This is a genomic window from Clostridioides sp. ES-S-0123-01 (genome assembly GCF_020658415.1).
Classification (GTDB): domain Bacteria; phylum Bacillota; class Clostridia; order Peptostreptococcales; family Peptostreptococcaceae; genus Clostridioides.
Genome location: NZ_JACVWD010000003.1, coordinates 54,776 through 73,448, shown reverse-complemented (window position 1 = coordinate 73,448; position 18,673 = coordinate 54,776). Strand labels below are relative to the sequence as shown.

Sequence of the window (18,673 nt, the reverse complement as noted above, 5' to 3'; positions counted from 1 at the left end):
TTCTCTAAATAATAGTAATATACAAAATAAACACTACTTTATAAGCGAATGGATACAAAAGTGCCATCCTGAGTTTCCACATGAACAATCTCAAGTCCCTTGTACTGCTTAAGAACAGACTGACATTTTCGAACGAGTTCCTGTAGAAATTTTTTGTTAATGACTTCCTGATATGGCTCTGGAAGTGATTTTTTAATCTCTTCAATAACCGATTCTGGCAACAAAAGAACTGCAGTATTTGCTAGAAACAATGGTATGGGTAGCCACAAATTTGTTTCTTTTGAGCGGACAATAATGCGCATAAACCTATTCTCCTAGTATTATTTTATAAAAACTTTAACTGTAGTGCCATCAGCAGAGTCAACCTCTATGATATTGCCAAGTGTTTCATTATCCAGACATTCAAGAATAGAGGTAGTAAGAGCATCTAGGTCTATACCTTGCAAATCTTCACTCTTAATTGGCAACTTACCTGTCATTTTCAACACTTGACGTATAATCTTTACAGGAAGTTGCACATTTACTTTATCACCATCTGGAGTGTCCACAATAATCTTCAACATCTTATTTTCATATGAAGTACTGCTTTGTTTAGTAAAAGCTTGACTATCAAAGTCTTCTGAATAATTCGTATACTCCTCTTGAGATGTAGTTTTATCTAATGCATCAATCAAGTCAATTGCCTCTTTGGCAGAAAGCTTTCCCTCCTCTACCATTGTTAAAATCCTCATTTTTTCATCCATATTATTTTCCTCATTTCTGCTCTTCTGTATCCATTCCAACAGAAATAGCCTCATATTTTGGTCACTACTCCTAACTACTGTCAGAAATAGAGATAGAGCTTCATTTATTTTCTTTTATTTGTTCTAATGCCTCTGCTGGAGTGATTTCTCCTTTTTCCAGTGCATCTAAAATCTCCTTTTTATGTGAATCAGAAGAAGATGTCACATTAAATTTTCCGTCTAGTTTTTGGATAATATCATCTAACCTAGAACGAACAGTTGGATAAGAAATCTTTAGTTCTTTTTCCACTTCTTTTATATTACCACGACATTTTAAAAATGTTTCTGCAAAGAATAAATCATCTGCAGATAGATAGTCAAATGCACTGAGGCAGAAATCATTTTCAATCACTGTATCACAGTTTTCACATTGTAGCTTGACAACTTTAAGTTTTCTTCCGCAGACAGGACAGCGGCTGATAACTTGATACATCACATCACCTTCTTTCTATCTAATGTTTATAATATAAATCAAAAAATTAATAAAGTCAATATATACATTAAAATAATTAATATTTATATTAAAATAATTAATACATATCTAAAATCAGCAATAGATATATCAAGAATAGTAGATGTACCAATCGAGGAACTATTCATTTTCGATTAATTTTTGTATCATTGATAATATGTTTTAAATACACATTAGAAAATGGCTACTTTGATTTTATTTCAGAGCCACCATTTTACTAACACCTATATTTAAGATGAAACATTTCTATTCCTAAACAAAGGTTTTTAACTACTAAACAGTTGTTCACAGAATGTTGATTTATATAACCTGATGTTTGTTATAAGCCCGTATAGCAAGAAGAAGAAATACAGGAATTTCAATTATTGATGCCACTATTATGACATAGGGTGACCAGATGCTTGCCTGTCCAATATGCAGATAATTAAAGCTAGTCAATTGGTACAGTAAACTATTTTGCATACCTATTCCTGCTGATGGTAAGATAAAAGTAAGCCAATTGGCTCCAGCCGAATACGTAAATATTGGAAGTAAACATGTTACAATAGCAATTAGGATAACAGAGAGTGAATCCTTGCATTTAGCTGATAAAAACAGTGTGAAACTGACAGTTGCCAGCAGTGAAATAAGCCCTCCTATTGCCAAAGTAATCTGAAGCTGCCCTAAATTAAGTGCAGGCAGACTGATAACTGAAAATAGCATCTGCATAGATGTTTTCATACACTCAGTTCCAAATGCTAGATTTGAAATTGTCAAATGAATTGAAATACATATGACAAATGCTACAGTAAAAATAGTAAGTGCAGCCATAATCTTTGCAATTGCTAATCGAGAATGTCCATGTTTTGTACAGCGCAAAATACTATCTGAACCCGTTTGGTATTCATTAGAAAACGTAGGGGTCACAGCCGCTGTACAAAGAATGACTAGGAGAAAAATAAATAGAATAATATAATCAAATGCATCTCTTGAATATCCAGTATAAAGCTGAAAAGGCGTATTTACTTCTACATATTTTTGTATCGCATGTTTCTGTGCGGTTGGATATTTCTTTTGCTCCATCTGCATGATATCTTTAAGATGTTGCGTAGTCTGCTCATAAAAACCATCTAATTTATCAGGAGAAATATCCATTAAGCTTATTCCCTGACCAGTCTTTGGATTAGAATAGGCTTCTGGCAGTCTTGCCAATAGAGATTGAATGGGAAATACCTTTTTTATATAAATATCTGTAGGGAATTCACCACTACTAAGGCTGTCTTCTCCATATGGCAAAACTGCACTTTGATAGATATTCAAAGCTTCTTTGAGTTTTTCCATAGTAACTTCTCCATTATTTTCAGAGCGAAGTGATTTTTTATAGGCAATTGCTTCCAGACCATTTAATTCTGCTACCTTGTTGCCGTTTTTATCATATTGATTGATGTCCTCATACAATACCGGAAGCCAAGCCATCACAACAGACATGAATAGTGAAATAAGTAATAAAATGATAGAACGACGTGATTTCAACACACGTTTTATTTCAAGACGATAAATACGAATCATTTACTTTCCCTCCTCACTTATTTCCTCTTGCGGAAATAACCATAAATATAAGTCCTCCAAACGGGGCGAAGCCATTATTGAGTCACTTGTTTTGGCTTCATCTGCCAAATAACGAACTGATACCTGATTATTACCTTCACTACGTTGATTAATAATACGAAGCTGCATTTCATACATAGGCATCTTTTCAGCAGGTATGATACAATTCCAAACTTTACCTGTAACTTGTTTGACCAATTCATCTGTTGTCCCTACATCAAGAATTCTTCCTGATTTCATAATGGCATTTTGAGTAGCAATATACTCAATATCAGATACGATATGAGTTGAAATAAGGACAATCCTGTCATGAGAGAACTCTGAAATAAAGTTTCGGAAACGAACTCGCTCTCCAGGGTCAAGTCCAGCTGTTGGTTCATCCATTATTAGAAGTTTCGGGTCATTTAACATTGCTTGTGCAATTCCCACTCGACGTTTCATTCCACCAGATAACTTGATAATTTTTTTATTTTTGACATCAGTCAAGGTAAGTGTATGCAGCAGACTGTCAATCTTTTTTCTTGTTTCTCTAGCAGGAACGTCCTTTAATGCAGACACATACTCCAAATAGTCCTTTACTGTAAAATCTTGAAAGAAACCAAAATCCTGTGGTAAGAAACCGAATAGATTTCTGTATTCTTCTCCCATTGAATGAATATCCTTACCATCAAAAACAATTTTTCCACTAGTTGGTTTTAGAATATTCGCAATCATTTTCATAAGCGTAGTCTTACCAGCACCATTAGCTCCAAGAAGCCCCCACACACCAGGTGTAAGATTTAAACAAACATCATCAACTGCGGTTTTATTCTTAAAATTTTTTTTAAGATTTGTAATTGTTAATTCCATGTCTTTTCTCCTTTTTTATAATACAAAGACAAACGTCCTTGTTCAGTTTTATTTTACTAAACAAGGACGTTTTAAACTTTAATATTAACAGGATAAATTCCTAAGAAAATCCTAATATCCAATTAATGTTTTCCTAAGACTGAATTGGAAGTAATACAGTAAAAATAATCCTATCATTTTCACTTTGAGCCAAAATTTCTCCACCATGTAAAAGAATAATTTCATTGGCAATAGAAAGCCCAAGACCTGCACCACCACTGTCCGATTTACGAGCATCATCTAAACGGTTAAATTTTTCAAAAATTGTAGATAATTGTTCTGGTGGAATAGTATGTCCTTGGTTTTCAAATTTAATTTTAATCTTATCCTGTTCCTTTTGAACGTAAATAAGAATTTCTGTATTAGGATAACTGTATGCAACAGCATTTTTGAGCATGTTGTTAAACACTCTAGCTAGTTTCTCAGAATCAGCATAAACCATCAAATTCTCATTTGCGTTGAGTATAACAGAATTTCCTTTAGCAGATAATACAGGATAAAACTCATCAATGAGTTGCACAAACATATAGTATAAATCTACATTTGTTTTTGTTAGTTGAATTTGCTGTGTATTGTACCTTGTGATTTCAAAAAATTCATCAATGAGCTTTTCCAGACGCATAGACTTCTTCAAAGCAATTCCAACATATTTTGCTTTCTGTTCTATAGGCATGTCAGGTGCTTCATCCAGCAGACTTAAATAACCTATTACAGAGGTAAGAGGTGTGCGAATATCATGAGCTAAATACATGACTAATTCATTCTTTTTGTTTTCAGCTTCTTTTACAGCTTGCTGGCTAAGTAGAACAGCCATTTTTATTTGGTTCATCTGCTTTTCCATATCTTTGAGTGGTTCAGATAATTCAATGGTGCTGTCATTTAGTTGATATATTATTTTAGTGGCATTCATGACTTCCTGCAAATATTCCCATGGTTTTTTCCAGTAATGATAAAAAATACAGACAAAACCTATAATCAAATATAGAAAATAAATTAAGTCAATTCTAAGATGTAGCCACAGAAAAAATGTGTTTGAAAATCTACTGAATCCATAATCGAATAATATTACCAAAATATACCCAGCTAAGGTATATATAATTAAGCTTATAAATAGTTTCATACGTAATTTCTTTTCTGTACCAATATTTGTCATTGCTATCACCTCCATATCTATACATTTATTAATTGGATAACAGAAGAACTGTCATCAGTGCTAAAAAAAGAACTGCAAAGATTCCAGCTAGAGTTGAAATTACTATATCTGTTTTTTGCTTATCTTTTAGTATTTTCAGCAGTAATGCATATAGACCAATACCAATTATTCCACCAAACATATTGGTGATTAAGTCTGTAATATCTGTACTTCCGATAGCAAGAATATACTGAATCATTTCAAGGATAAAACTGCTTCCAAAAATAATAAGAACTTTATTTTGTAGTTTCATTCTTGATGACAACATGGAAAGTAAAACTCCGAAAGGAATAAAAATTAAAATATTATCTCTCACTTCCTCAAAATGAAACTGTTCTCCAACAGAAGTAGAGTAATGAAATGGAATCAAGTTGATACTCCTTGTGTAACCTATATCGCTTATTCTGAATTGTAGTTTAAACAATATAATCCATACTAATAAAATTAAATAAAGTATGAATAATACACAACTAATTATTTTTAAATGTTTCTTTTTTTTATTCATAGCGTAATTTTTCCTCTCCTCATAGTGAGTTGTAGTTAAATTTTATAACCGACTCCCCATATAGTTTTGATATATTTAGGTTTTTCAATAGTATCACCCATTTTTTCACGCAAATGTCGTATATGAACAGTGATTGTATTGTTACTTTTGCTATAATACTCATCTTGCCATATTTTATAAAATAATTCCTCTGAACTAACAACAGTTCCCTTGTTCTGTAGCAAAATACAAAGTATGGAATACTCCGTTGGTGTAAGTGAAATAGGATTTCCGTCAATTAGACAATCATATGTCTTAGTATTAATTTCTAAACCTAAATAACATAAAACAGAACTTGTATCAGATTCTTCTTGTATATGATTGTATTTTTTATATCTACGCAGCTGTGCCTTTACTCTAGCAATTAATTCAAGGGGACGAAAAGGTTTTGTGACATAATCGTCAGCTCCTAAAGTTAATCCTGTGATTTTGTCAGTTTCCTCATCTTTTGCAGTTAGCATAATAACTGGAAAATTGTACTTCTCACGTATTTTTCGACAAATATCAAATCCATTTACATCAGGCATCATAATATCCAAAATAGCAAGGTCAAGCTCTGTATTTTCTATACAAGCAAGAGCTTCCTTAGCTGAATAATACTTAAATACGATATAGTTTTCATTTTGCAGATAGACCTCTATTAAGTCCTCTATATCATGTTCATCATCTACTACAAGAATTTTATCATTCATAACTGTTTTCCTCCTTTCGCGCATATACAAGGTATTTTATTATTGTATCAAAAGAATCTTTACTATTTATGATTTTCTGCATAAGAAATTATTAAGAATTTCCTAACTCTACAGCTTTTTACGATTATCTTTCGGTTTTTCTGCTTCTTTTTGTATCCACCAGATACAACTAAAAGGTATAATACTTGGTATTCATTTTCTTTACAGAGTTTTTGTACCCTGCGCTCTGAAATCCTCTGAGAAAAGGAGTACCATTTTCAAAGTACTCCTTTGATTCTCCATCTTTATTTCGTTGTATCCTAACACTCTATATCAACTACCACAGAAACATTGATATAGTTTTTAATGACCTTATGTCTGATTTTATCAGCATCACCTGTGAATACGATATACTCGCAAAATTGCCTAAAACATAGAATTTCTACATATCAACTCGTTGTATCAATACTACAGGTAAAATTTTACATATATTCTACTATTTTAGTTTGTTTTTATATATAAAAAATACTATTCATATCCATAAATTTATTCAATTTTCAAACACATATGTTGAATAATAACTAATTACATTGTATTATTAAATTGTAGAATAAAACTAAATAGGCAAAACTAGAGAAATTTAGTGACGCAAAGCTATAGGGACTAAGACTTGTAAAATATCTTATAAGTTATGTCAGCCAGTTGCCAAAAGGATATTGTTCTTTTTGTTTTTATGAAAGTTTTTTAGGGGGATAATAATATATGTTTAGAGATAAAATGGATAGATGTACACATATGTTGACTGCATATATTGGTAGTTCATATGATTATTGTGATTTTATAGATACACAGTTAGATGATTTTATACTAGAGTACGGAGAAAATGTAGTAGAATCTTGTTTGCATCAAGTAATGGTATTGGTAAGTAAGTATAATTAGATAGACATTATTTTCTAGAAAACCCTTTTTAGTTTTATCTACATTTAATAAATTGCTAATAAAAAACAATTGAAATATATTTATATCATTCAGAGTTTAATTTCTTGTTAAACAGAAATTAAAGTTTGTGTGAATTGTGCATTAGATTTATTAGAAGAACAAATAAAAATCAAAAATTAAATATACAAAAGTTTCAGGATGTAATAATTCTTTAATACTTTAGGAAAGCACCTTTATATAGATGCTTTTCATGTTTAAGTAATTTTATATGTAATTGTATTTTACTGTCTATTTTAAGCTAAGTCTGTGCACTTATTTCTATAAGTTTGCAATAATAAGTAAGCCTAAAAATAATACCACAATAGCTGTTACAATCAATGCCAATACATTAATAATTTTCATTGTCTTATGCTTAAATATTTTTGACAATAACATAAAAACAACTATTCCTATAATTCCTCCTAGTGTATTCCCTATCAAATCGGTTATATCACTTGCACCTATTGCAAATATATATTGAAGTGTTTCAAATACCAAACTAATTATAAAAATAGGTACAATCTTTTTTATAAAGCTAAATTCTTCTTTTAGTATACACAAATATATGCCAAATGGTACAAATATAGCTACATTTAATATAATCTCTGATATATCTACTCTATTATTAACTATAAGTGAACCAGCGAAAGGTACTAAGTTTATATTTCTAAGATTCATAGTTTCAAGTGATGAAATATCAAATTGCATCTTAAATAGTATTATCCATGTCAAAAGAATTATATACACTACAAACAACCCTTTTGTAATATTGTATTCTTTGGATTTCATTCATTACCACCTCATTGTTCTATTGTATTAATAACTTAATACAATAGTATATTAATTCAATTTATCTGTCAACTATTTCTGTTAAATTAATTTTAAGGTGTCTTGAGTAATATTATTGATAGTTTATACATTAATAAATTTCAAAAAATAAGCACTCCTATAAAAGGGGGGTTTTTAATGTATATTTATGAAACATACAATATAATTATAACATTTCTTATGTTTTAGTATGATGCTTTTCGTTCGCTTTATTGTTACAACTTCTACTATAATTTTATATAATTTTTTTAACTAATAAAAAATTATTTTTGAAGTAGAATATATTAAAAAAGTGATAGAAATTATCTATCACCTTTTTGTCTAATATTTAAATTTAATTTATCTACTGCTAAAATAAATCTAAATGCAATTTAAGAAATTAAATAGTTGAATAGTATATTAAAGCATAATGGTAAAGACAAAAATATAAAATTCTTTATAGTCATAAGTTTTATCTCATCATTTTTATTTTCTTCATTAAAGTAATTGTCTTGATAAAAGGTGGCTCTATTTTGATAACCTGTTTTTAATACCCCATTTTGAATTAATAGGAGTATAAAAAATATTGCTAATAAAATAAAGTTGTAATTTTTTTCTTTTAATATAAAATTAATTGTAATAACTATAAAACTATATAAAACATATAAAAAAATTTTCATAAAAAGCACCTAAATTCCATATTTATATTTTATGTTAAACCAAATCTAGTTCCTATAAAAACATCTACATAATCAGTCCAAGTGGCACTTGATACACTTCTCTTTACTGTTAAATGAGCCTGTGCATTTACTCCACCTGCTCCACTAGCATCATAGTAGTAATTAGAACTTGGAGAAAATGAATATGTAGAACCCATTTTTGGTGAATTCCATGTTGTAGAATTAAATTTTTCTATTCCAGAAGTACGATTACCTGTAGCATTAAGATATCTACTGTAACCAGAAATTGAACGTAGATATAGTTTTGTAGGAGTCATTTGTGGGTCTGACTTAGATATAACACCACCACTCACATTAGTTATTTTATATCCAGGATATCCATCAGGCAAATTACGTTTATCATATGTCATTTTTACAAAATACTTTACATCTGCAAGTATTTCTTCCTGATATTTGTTAAGTATAGCTCTAGTTACTATTACAGTTGCGTCAAATGTTTCTGAATCTTTATTTTCAGCTATTTTTACAACATCTAATATTGTATCTTCTTCTGTTGATATTAAATTTTTGATATCTTTACTGTTTAACATTACTTTACTCTTAGGGTCTTCATTTCTAGGTCTAATGTTGTGATTTGCTAAATCTATTATCCTTTCTTTTTATTGACTATAAAAAATATTATAGGCAATATTTTTGCTAATTTGTGGTATAATAAAAGCAAGAAGAACTACAATCTATTTGAAACTAGAGTGAAGTTCTAAAAATTAATGTTTATTTCTTTTAAACTTGATTGTAAGTTTAAAGTCAAAGTCACTCTTAGTCGTGTTTGAGTGGCTTTTTACTTTTTTAAATAACTTACTAGTTAAGTAAACTATTAAACTGGCAACTAAACTTGCTAGTACACCTTGTAAAAAATTATCCATACATACACACCTCCCTTCTATACGTTGGGAGGATAATCTTTTGTATGAACTCCACTCTATAAATTGTAGGTTGCATCTTCTTGCTACAATTATTATATCATATAATTCTTACATATTTTACCTGTATATTACTTTTTACATTATAATTACATCCTTTCAATAAAAAACACCTACCATAAGCAAGTGTTTTTGTATAAATATTCATAGTTTACATCTCATGTCATTTTTTAACTTTGATGTGTATAAAGCTTGTTTATCTGTATTTACATTTAAAAACATCCTATGTCATTCTTTAACCACTTAAAAATGTACATTCCTAAATAAGACAACCATTACAAATGCTAGCACTAATCAAATTTATCCCAAGTGTCTTTAAATTTCGCATGTTTTTACCTAGCGATTCGCTAGGACGGTGATAATTGCTACATTTTACAACTATCTTTGCGAGTGCCTATCCCAAATCACTTGGGATGACCTCACATTTAGGATGCGTAATCACCCTATATTTAACACTACAATTATAGCATATTTTGGAATATAAAGAACTTTTATGTACTTACTAAGTGCTTTATCCATATTATTTTACTTATTTTCTCTCTCTTGTTGTTCTCTAAGAATACCTCTCAATATCTCTGCATATTCATAAAACTTTTCTTCATCATTCTCTTTCAATTTATATAATAATGTAGCAAACTTCACAAAGTATTCTACATCTTCATCAGTTTTTAAATTATATTCATTAAGTAAATTCTCACGCATTGTATTAATCCCCCTCAAAACCAAAATAAACTAAAATATATTATTTAATACAATATCATTTACTCAATTTTATAAACCACATGATAATTCTTCTCCTCACCTGCAATCTTTGTAGGTCTATTATTCTCCTCTATCCAATTTCTTATTTTATCTATTACACTTTCTGAATACTTATTTACACTTCCACTCCAACCTTTTTTACTTTCCAGTACTACTAATTTTTCATTATCTTGTATATTTAACTTCTTAATAATTTCACCTACTGCATGAAACGCAGGTTTATTAGACTTAGAATAAATATTTAACTTAGTTGCTATTTGTACTGTGTCAAAGAAGTGTTCCTTTTCTTCTATTTCAAGAGGTAACTCTATTCCTGCCTTTTTGTAGATAGTCTTTGCTGTAAGTAACTTTGCTTTTTCATCTATTCCAGCATTATCAAGAAAAGGTGTTAATATTTCTATAGTCTTGTTAACTGTATCTAGACTTTCTATTTCGTTTGCTTTTTCTCTCAACTTATCTGGATTAGCATTATCAGTTATGTATGCACCATTTTGTCGAATCTGAGGTAGTACTTCATCACTTATCCAATCTTGAAATTTCTCTGCTTCTTCTTTTCTTGATTTAAAGATTAATTTATACACTCCACTTTCAGTAAGAAAATTTTCTCCAGCATTATTAAGTTTTCGGATGTCAGTATTACTGATATCCGAATTTCTTAACTTTACAAATTGCTTTTCATTCATAAGTCTTATATTCTCATTAACATTTTTTATGTCTAAACAGTTTGCTACATCTTTTGAGTTGAATAAAATTCTTCCTTCAAATTCGAATACTTCAATCTCTTTTCCTTCAAAATTCATTAACTCATTCATAGTAAAATCCTCCTTAAATTTGATTGTAAGAAGTACCTTACTATGATAGAATATATTTCATAGAAGGTAACTTCTTTGGGAAACAGTCGCAAGTGCTTTGGTCGGTGCAGCGGCTGTTTTTTATTTGTTTTTGTCAAGCTTCTCTTTCACCAATTCAATTCCTCTAATTACAACATCTGTTTTAGATATTTTAAGATTTTCAGCACACTCATTTAATATATCAGCTTGTTCTTGATTAAGTCTAACTTCAAATCTCAGTTTTTTAGAGTCTTTTTTTGCTGGTCTGCCTAATTTACTGGACATCTAATCACCTCTCTTTTTATTGTCCGTACTTAAATTATAATACAGTACGTACAATAATTCAATAGGTCTCTACCATTTTTTTCTAATTACTTTACTCAACCGACCAAATTTGAGCAAAACAAAAGCACCTACAATAAAGTAAGTGCTTTCTTTGTTTATTAAGTTTGAATCCACATAGTTAATATAAAACATGAACAACAAAAAAGATTTAATGATGATGTTAGAAAATTTACATACCACTTAGTTAATATAAAACCTTTTAAAGACAATTTGAAAAGTAAAGGTGTAAATAGATTTACATACCACATAGTTAATATAAAACTATAGAGTGCATAGGAATAGACATGAGTGTAATTTAAATTTACATACCACATAGTTAATATAAAACAATCTTTGACCAAGATGGAGAAATAATTGCAATATAATTTACATACCACATAGTTAATATAAAACAAACAATATAGCTAGTACATTAGGTAATCCTTTTGCGATTTACATACCACATAGTTAATATAAAACCTGACTCAGACAAGACACTCGGAGTTGCTGTAACTGGATTTACATACCACATAGTTAATATAAAACGCATATCCACTAACTTTTTTGTGTACAGATATAATATTTACATACCACATAGTTAATATAAAACGTTTTGTAATAATTGTAAAAAAGTTATACAAGCCTCTATTTACATACCACATAGTTAATATAAAACGATGTATCTTTATCCAATTTTGTTATGTCAGTTACCTATTTACATACCACATAGTTAATATAAAACAGAGGATATAAAAAGATTTGAAGTAAAATTTTTCAAATTTACATACCACATAGTTAATATAAAACCACAAACTAAAGTTGACGCTATTAAACTAATAACTTATTTACATACCACATAGTTAATATAAAACTAAAATCAATGCCAACAGTAGGAATAGTGTCTACTGGATTTACATACCACATAGTTAATATAAAACAATAGCACTAATAACTTCTGGAGCAAGGGCAATGACATTTACATACCACATAGTTAATATAAAACAAGAAAATGAAGAAGTAAGAAAAACACAAGAAATAGATATTTACATACCACATAGTTAATATAAAACAAAAACTATAAATTGCCAATGCCAACCTTTTGTTTAAATTTACATACCACATAGTTAATATAAAACCATTAACACCATACCAATTATAAACTGCAATAAAAATATTTACATACCACATAGTTAATATAAAACGAAGTTGCTAAGCCTATACCTCCTGTGATAATCAGATTTACATACCACATAGTTAATATAAAACAAAAAATCCAATCGAAGTAGTTGCAATGCTTGAAAAAATTTACATACCACATAGTTAATATAAAACCAACAAATGTTAGAGTTGCTTGTAGTAGTATGTATAAATTTACATACCACATAGTTAATATAAAACCCTAAAATAAACCAAGTATTTTCAATACTTACACATATACAACTCTCTCAAATTTGCAGTGAACCATGAGTAGTGCAATTGATAACACTTATCATATGTTCTCAATGCCTTACATTGCAACTGTTAACCCCTAATTTGCCACAAATATCGCTCACTGCAAAATTTCTATAATTTTATTATATCATAAATATATTATTTTTGAATATTTATATCAATTTGTAGTTTAGCTCATTATAATAAATATTTATGTTTAATTTATTCCATCTATATCATTGTCAAAAGGATTATTCTCTGATGGAACGAATATAATATTAACATCATCAACATCTCTATTATAATGCTTATTTGGCTCTGGATTTGGGTTTACATCATGATATGATACTAATTCTTCATCTTGATTTAAACGCTGTATATCATGAACAGTCCATGTATCAGTATTTATAAAAACCCAATATGAATCTATTCCAGAACTCTCATACAATACAACCACATAAAAATCAGTACTTATATTATGTTCTTCTCTATCTAGTATCAAATCATCTTCACTAATACCATATTTACTAGAGCATGCTTCAAATGCAATATCAATTGCTTTTCTCTCTTTCAAATAACCTTCCGCATCAAACCTCTTTATTGTATTATTTGAATACCATTCTAATATATCATTTAAATTATTCATATTTATTAAAAATCTAAAATCATCATCATCAGCGCCAATTACATAATAGTCTTTACCTTGGTAAGTAAAGTTTTTAATATAATACCTAAAACATTCATCTGGGTCTGTTTTGGCTTTAATACTAGATTCATAATCTACAAATACTTTTTCATCTAAAATATAAGCTATTCTTTCAGTCGCTTCTTTTACAGTATACTTTCCTCCAGTAGTTGGACTGGCAATGTTTTTTGTTATGTTTAGGGATTGTTCAATAGCATTATTATTTAAATTTCCTATCGATATTATTTTAGTTGCACCTTTTAATACAGTCTTATTACTATTATCATCAACTAGTACAATTGGAGTATTTTTAGCCATTGTAGAACCAACAAGTGCATATACTAAATCTGTTCCACTAGCTATATAAAACTCTTTTGCTCCATTATAGAACTTATTTATTATCTTCTTATTAGTATCATATCTATCTACTCCACCCAATCTAGTTGAATTAGTATCATTAACTAGTTTATCACTCATTGATGAAGTTCCACCTATTGCATAACTTTCTATTCCAGTAGTATTAAATGGTACACTTTTCCCATCAGTCAATACTATAGGTGCTTTGTCTCTAACAGCTACAGAGGCAACACTCATAACATCTGGCTCACCTTTAAAAGCATTAGTTAATATAACTTTATTTACTTTATTAATAGAATTTATCTCTTTTGCTACATTATAACTTGTCTTAATTCTATCACTACCTTGAAGCCTTTTAGTTTCTATTCCTTTATCTTTTAGAAAAGTTTCTGTTGCCTTATCAATAGAATTTTCTCCACCAATTATGTACACTTTGTTAGCTTTTTCTACCCTCTTAATAGTTGCATTTGGTATGTTATTCTTCTTAGTCAAAAGAATTGGCGCATTTGTAGCTCCTGCAAGTCCACTCGCACTTAGCCCGTCAGCCATAGTACTATCTGCATTTACAAGTATTGCAGTGGTATAGCTTTGTTTATCTGCAATAATCCCAGCAGTTTCATATTTATCTGCACCTTTGATTGCTTCAATTTTATCAAGTGCATTTGCAGATACAGGAAAACCAGCAACAAACATTGACATAGCTAACCCTAATGATAATAATTTCTTTGATTTCAAAATATCTCCCCCTTTTTTCATGTCTATCAATTAAATTGTATAACAAACATATATTATATGTTGTCGAAAGTACAAACTATTTCTACTCATTTAACGACATTAAGTAACATTTGAATAAAGCATTTTTTTATAATCTTATTCTCTATAATTTAAAAATCGTATCAATTAAAATTTATGTTATTATTTTCCATATACCTATTTTTAATATATATTTTTTAGAATATATTTAATTGATATAATATAATTAGGGCATTTAGCTCTGATTATTTAATTTTGAGAGGAGAAATTTTCATGAAAGGTGGAATAAGAAAACGTGGAGAAAAATGGTATTACTACTTTGACTTAGGGACTATTAATGGTAAAAGAAAAAAGATAGAAAGAGTTGGTGGCAAAACTAAAAAAGAAGCCGAAAAAGCGTTAAGAGATGCTTTAAGCGAGTTTGAAAATGAAGGTCAATTATTTTCAGATAATGAAATGAGCTTCTCTGACTTCTTAGATTTTTGGTACAAAGAATATGTTTTATTAAATTGTAAATATGGTACACAAAAAAACTATGAAAAAATCATAAAAAATCATTTAAAACAGGATTTAGGAAAATACAAACTAAAAAATCTTAATCCTGCTATATTGCAGAAATTTTTAAATGATAAGTCAAAATTTGGTCTTAGCAAAAATTCTATCAATAATTTTTATGGTGTTTTAAGTGGAGCTCTAAAATCAGCCGTATATCCATTTAAATTTATAAAAGAAAATCCTATGCAATACGTACATATGCCTAAAATGCAAGAAAATAAAAAAAATGATTTAAAAATTATAAGTTTAAAAGATTTTAATAAAATCTTAGAAAGATTCCCACAAGGCTCTAGTTTCTACATTACTTTACAAATAGCATTTAATACTGGAATGCGTGGTGGCGAAGTAACTGCTTTACAATGGGATGATATAGACTTAGAAAACAAAATTATACATGTTAGACATACTTTGATAAGTAAAGGAAAAGAAGGTTTTGAATTAGGTACACCTAAGACAGAAAGCTCTTACAGAAAAATAAATATCGGTGATACATTAACAAAAGTTTTGAGGGAACATAAGAAGTTACAAAAAGAAATGAAATTAAAATTTGGTGAATGGTATATAAACTCTAACTTTGTATGTACAAAAGAAATGGGTGAACATGTAACAACGAATAGTTTAAAATATTTAAGTAGAATTGTTAATTATGAGCTTGGTATAGATTTTAATTTTCATAGTTTAAGACATACACATGCTACTATGTTATTAGAAAATGGTGCTAATATAAAAGATATACAACATAGATTAGGACATGCTAAAATATCAACAACTATGGACACATATTCACATGTAACTAACAACATGAGAAACCAAACAGTAAATATTTTTGAAAGCATTGTAGAGTAAATTTGCCACCGAAAAATAATTACGGTGGCAAATCGGTGGCAAATCCACCTTTATAACATCATATAAACAGCTAGAACCCTGTTATTCTCTAATAAGTTTAACTACAGTCTCGCAATGAGGTGTATTTGGGAACATATCCATACACTTGACCAATTTAATCTCATAACCATAACTCTTAAAATCAACCAAATCAACAACCAAAGACTTAGGATTACAAGAAATATAAACAATCTCCTCCGCACCAAATCCACAAATATCTCTAATAGCATCCTTATGAATCCCTGGTCTAGGAGGGTCAACAATAATTAAATCAGGCTTATCCTTTAAATCTTTAACAACCTTAGCAACATCTCCAGCAATAAACTCACAATTAGTAAGTCCATTTAACTTGGCATTCTCATTAGCCGCAGCAACAGCTTCCTCAACTATTTCAATACCATACACCTTCTTAGCTGCACCAGCCATAACCTGTCCAATAGAGCCAGTCCCACTATATAAATCAAATACAACCTTATCATTGTAATTTCCAATAAAATCTCTGGCAATACTATAAAGAACCTCTGCTCCTTTAGTATTGGTTTGGAAAAATGAAAATGGAGAAATCTTAAATTTAAGCCCTAAAATTTCCTCTTGTATATAATCTCTTCCATATAAAACTCTTAACTCATCACATTGAACAGCATCTGCTAGACCATCATTAATAGTGTGAAGTACACCTACTAACTCAGCTTTTAAATTAAGTTCTAAAAGCATGTCCTTAAATTCATTCATATTAAAATCTTCCTGAGAAGAAGTAACTATATTAACCATAATCTCATTAGTATAAATCCCTTTTCTAACTACAAGATGTCTTAAATATCCCTTGTGATTCATTGTTCTATAATAAGGAAGATTTTTTTCATTGAAAAATTCTACACTAGATACTAATACTTTTGAGAAGTCTTCATCAACTAACATACATTCTTCAACAGTTTGTATATCTATATGCTTTCCTTTTTTATGAAGTCCTAATGTTAAAGGTCCATTTTTTACTTCATCTCCAAAAGTATATTCCATTTTATTTCTATAGTACTTGTTTTCAGGACTTCCTTCTATTCCCAAAAACTGAAACCCAAATAAGTCTTGCTTTAAAAACAAATCCATAACTTGTTTTTCTTTTATTTCTAATTGCTTTTCATATGGCACTGATAGTAATGTACATCCTCCACACTCTCTAAAGTGCTTACAAGGTATTTCAGTTTCAAGTGGTGAATGTTCAAGCAACTCCATCATCTTAACTTCTGCTTTTTTGCTTCTAACTTTTTTAACAGCAGCTTTTACCTTTTGACCACTTATTCCGCCCTTCATATGGATAACTCTATCTCCAACTTGGCTTAAGGATGTGCCTCCAAACTCCATTTTATCTACTTCAAATTCTATAATATCCTTTTTCTTCACAAATTCTCCTCCAATTTACTATAGTATCTTTATTATCTTTCTTCAATCAACTTTACTTCTTCATCTGTTAACTCTCTATATTCGCCTAACTCTAAACTTTCATCCAACTTTAAATTACCCATAGACAATCTTTTTAAGTATACTACTTTTTTATCTACGCTTTCAAACATTCTTTTAACTTGGTGAAATTTACCTTCATGTATTGTAAGTTCTATCTCTGATTCCTCATCACTCTTTAATATTTTTAACTGAGATGCCATAGTTTTGTACCCATCATCAAGTACTACTCCTTCTGCAAAAGCTTCTACATCTTTTTCAGTTACTATCCCATCAATTTTTGCATAATAAGTCTTAGGCACATGCTTCTTAGGCGATAAAACTCTGTGAGAAAGCTTCCCATCATTAGTTAGAACTAACAATCCCTCTGTGTCTTTGTCTAATCTTCCAACAGGGAATGGCTCAAATGCTAAGTATGAGACATCAATCAAATCTAAAACTGTTGGGTCGTATTTATCTGTAGTTGCTGATATATATCCATCTGGTTTATTCATCATTAAATATATATATTCTCTATAGAAAACTTCTTCTCCATTGAATAATATTTCATCGTTTTCAGTATCCACTTGAGTCCCTGGGTTTGAAACTTCACTTCCATTTACTACTACAGAGCCTTGCTTACAATATTTCTTTATCTCACTTCTACTTCCATAACCTAAGTTTGAAAGAATTTTATCTATACGTTGCTTCTTAGCCATTAAAAATGTTCTCCATTCTCATAATATTTTTCTTTTTCAAATAATGTAAATGCTAAATCCATACTTTCAACATCTAAATTATTTCTTATACTATCAGTTATTATTCTTGCTACTGTATCTTGTACTTCTTGTCCTCTATCAAACCATGCTATCTCAACAAAAGGATACACTTCTGCTATTTTACCATCTCTTATTGCAACTGATTTTATACATTCTATCTCAAAGTAATCTCTTGGACATTTTACAGCTTCAACTAAAGCATCTATCATTTTTTCACTTATTTTACATATATCATTTTCATGAATTCCTCTTATCTTTATCTGTGGCATATTGACTCCTTTATTTAACCCTTATTTA

General features: G+C 29.5%; 20 protein-coding genes, 1 CRISPR repeat array and 1 riboswitch. Of the genes, 2 read left to right on the top strand and 18 right to left on the bottom strand.

Annotated features, from left to right (window positions below):
• Window positions 1-38 precede the first annotated feature (38 nt).
• The 8 genes from IC175_RS07335 to vanR all read right to left on the bottom strand — a co-directional run bounded on the left by IC175_RS07335 (window position 39) and on the right by vanR (window position 6,157).
• Window positions 39-302, bottom strand: a complete 264-nt coding sequence (locus tag IC175_RS07335) for a hypothetical protein (RefSeq protein WP_227836358.1) — start codon at window positions 300-302, stop codon at window positions 39-41.
• 18 nt (window positions 303-320) lie between these two features.
• Entirely contained in the window at window positions 321-743 is a 423-nt protein-coding gene (locus tag IC175_RS07330) for an SHOCT-like domain-containing protein (RefSeq protein ID WP_227851367.1), read from the bottom strand.
• A gap of 100 nt (window positions 744-843) precedes the next feature.
• Window positions 844-1,215, bottom strand: a complete 372-nt coding sequence (locus tag IC175_RS07325) for a DUF2089 domain-containing protein (protein WP_227836357.1) — start codon at window positions 1,213-1,215, stop codon at window positions 844-846.
• A gap of 339 nt (window positions 1,216-1,554) precedes the next feature.
• Complete coding sequence (locus tag IC175_RS07320) at window positions 1,555-2,802, bottom strand: ABC transporter permease (protein WP_255615828.1); 1,248 nt, start codon at window positions 2,800-2,802, stop codon at window positions 1,555-1,557.
• Window positions 2,803-3,690 (bottom strand): ABC transporter ATP-binding protein, encoded by an 888-nt coding sequence (locus tag IC175_RS07315; RefSeq protein WP_227435388.1) that lies wholly within the window; start codon window positions 3,688-3,690, stop codon window positions 2,803-2,805. It lies immediately after the preceding gene.
• 133 nt (window positions 3,691-3,823) lie between these two features.
• On the bottom strand, window positions 3,824-4,882 hold the full coding sequence (locus tag IC175_RS07310) for a sensor histidine kinase (protein ID WP_227836356.1): 1,059 nt from the start codon (window positions 4,880-4,882) through the stop codon (window positions 3,824-3,826).
• A gap of 28 nt (window positions 4,883-4,910) precedes the next feature.
• Window positions 4,911-5,426 (bottom strand): VanZ family protein, encoded by a 516-nt coding sequence (locus tag IC175_RS07305; RefSeq protein WP_227435392.1) that lies wholly within the window; start codon window positions 5,424-5,426, stop codon window positions 4,911-4,913.
• A gap of 35 nt (window positions 5,427-5,461) precedes the next feature.
• The gene (vanR, locus tag IC175_RS07300; protein WP_227851366.1) at window positions 5,462-6,157 is read right to left on the bottom strand and encodes a VanR-ABDEGLN family response regulator transcription factor; all 696 of its coding nucleotides are present in this window, start codon (window positions 6,155-6,157) and stop codon (window positions 5,462-5,464) included.
• A gap of 592 nt (window positions 6,158-6,749) precedes the next feature.
• A riboswitch (cyclic di-GMP riboswitch) is annotated at window positions 6,750-6,846 on the top strand.
• Window positions 6,847-6,898: 52 nt separating this feature from the next.
• On the opposite strand from vanR, the gene IC175_RS07295 reads away from it, so the two are divergent.
• A complete protein-coding gene (locus IC175_RS07295; protein WP_003416990.1) occupies window positions 6,899-7,075 on the top strand; it encodes a hypothetical protein in 177 nt (58 codons plus the stop codon).
• Between the two features lie 318 nt (window positions 7,076-7,393).
• Here IC175_RS07295 and IC175_RS07290 read toward each other — a convergent pair whose 3' ends face one another.
• The 7 genes from IC175_RS07290 to IC175_RS07260 all read right to left on the bottom strand — a co-directional run bounded on the left by IC175_RS07290 (window position 7,394) and on the right by IC175_RS07260 (window position 14,705).
• Window positions 7,394-7,903, bottom strand: coding sequence for a VanZ family protein (locus tag IC175_RS07290; RefSeq protein WP_227851365.1), 510 nt, complete (start codon window positions 7,901-7,903; stop codon window positions 7,394-7,396).
• A gap of 727 nt (window positions 7,904-8,630) precedes the next feature.
• Entirely contained in the window at window positions 8,631-9,191 is a 561-nt protein-coding gene (locus IC175_RS07285) for a hypothetical protein (protein WP_227851364.1), read from the bottom strand.
• A 174-nt stretch (window positions 9,192-9,365) separates the two neighbouring features.
• The gene (locus tag IC175_RS07280) at window positions 9,366-9,524 is read right to left on the bottom strand and encodes a type I toxin-antitoxin system toxin (protein WP_021369367.1); all 159 of its coding nucleotides are present in this window, start codon (window positions 9,522-9,524) and stop codon (window positions 9,366-9,368) included.
• Window positions 9,525-10,106: 582 nt separating this feature from the next.
• Window positions 10,107-10,283 carry a hypothetical protein gene (locus IC175_RS07275; RefSeq protein ID WP_227851363.1) on the bottom strand — a complete coding sequence of 59 codons (177 nt, stop codon included), beginning with the start codon at window positions 10,281-10,283 and terminating at the stop codon, window positions 10,107-10,109.
• Window positions 10,284-10,342: 59 nt separating this feature from the next.
• A complete protein-coding gene (locus IC175_RS07270) occupies window positions 10,343-11,155 on the bottom strand; it encodes a Bro-N domain-containing protein (RefSeq protein WP_227851362.1) in 813 nt (270 codons plus the stop codon).
• Window positions 11,156-11,275: 120 nt separating this feature from the next.
• Complete coding sequence (locus tag IC175_RS07265; protein WP_227851361.1) at window positions 11,276-11,458, bottom strand: CopG family transcriptional regulator; 183 nt, start codon at window positions 11,456-11,458, stop codon at window positions 11,276-11,278.
• Window positions 11,459-11,619: 161 nt separating this feature from the next.
• Window positions 11,620-12,895: a CRISPR direct-repeat array (repeat unit 29 nt; unit sequence ATTTACATACCACATAGTTAATATAAAAC).
• Between the two features lie 250 nt (window positions 12,896-13,145).
• A complete protein-coding gene (locus tag IC175_RS07260; RefSeq protein WP_227851360.1) occupies window positions 13,146-14,705 on the bottom strand; it encodes a cell wall-binding repeat-containing protein in 1,560 nt (519 codons plus the stop codon).
• A 291-nt stretch (window positions 14,706-14,996) separates the two neighbouring features.
• Here IC175_RS07260 and IC175_RS07255 point away from each other — a divergent pair, with 291 nt between their 5' ends.
• On the top strand, window positions 14,997-16,124 hold the full coding sequence (locus IC175_RS07255; protein ID WP_227851359.1) for a site-specific integrase: 1,128 nt from the start codon (window positions 14,997-14,999) through the stop codon (window positions 16,122-16,124).
• 81 nt (window positions 16,125-16,205) lie between these two features.
• Here IC175_RS07255 and rlmD read toward each other — a convergent pair whose 3' ends face one another.
• The 3 genes from rlmD to IC175_RS07240 are packed head-to-tail and all read right to left on the bottom strand — an operon-like array spanning window position 16,206 to window position 18,645.
• Window positions 16,206-17,561 (bottom strand): 23S rRNA (uracil(1939)-C(5))-methyltransferase RlmD, encoded by a 1,356-nt coding sequence (gene rlmD / locus IC175_RS07250; protein WP_227435434.1) that lies wholly within the window; start codon window positions 17,559-17,561, stop codon window positions 16,206-16,208.
• Window positions 17,562-17,593: 32 nt separating this feature from the next.
• Window positions 17,594-18,316 (bottom strand): pseudouridine synthase, encoded by a 723-nt coding sequence (locus IC175_RS07245; RefSeq protein WP_227435435.1) that lies wholly within the window; start codon window positions 18,314-18,316, stop codon window positions 17,594-17,596.
• Window positions 18,316-18,645 (bottom strand): DUF1904 domain-containing protein, encoded by a 330-nt coding sequence (locus tag IC175_RS07240; protein ID WP_227435437.1) that lies wholly within the window; start codon window positions 18,643-18,645, stop codon window positions 18,316-18,318. The genes IC175_RS07245 and IC175_RS07240 overlap by 1 nt, the downstream gene beginning before the upstream one ends.
• Between the last annotated feature and the right edge of the window lie 28 nt (window positions 18,646-18,673).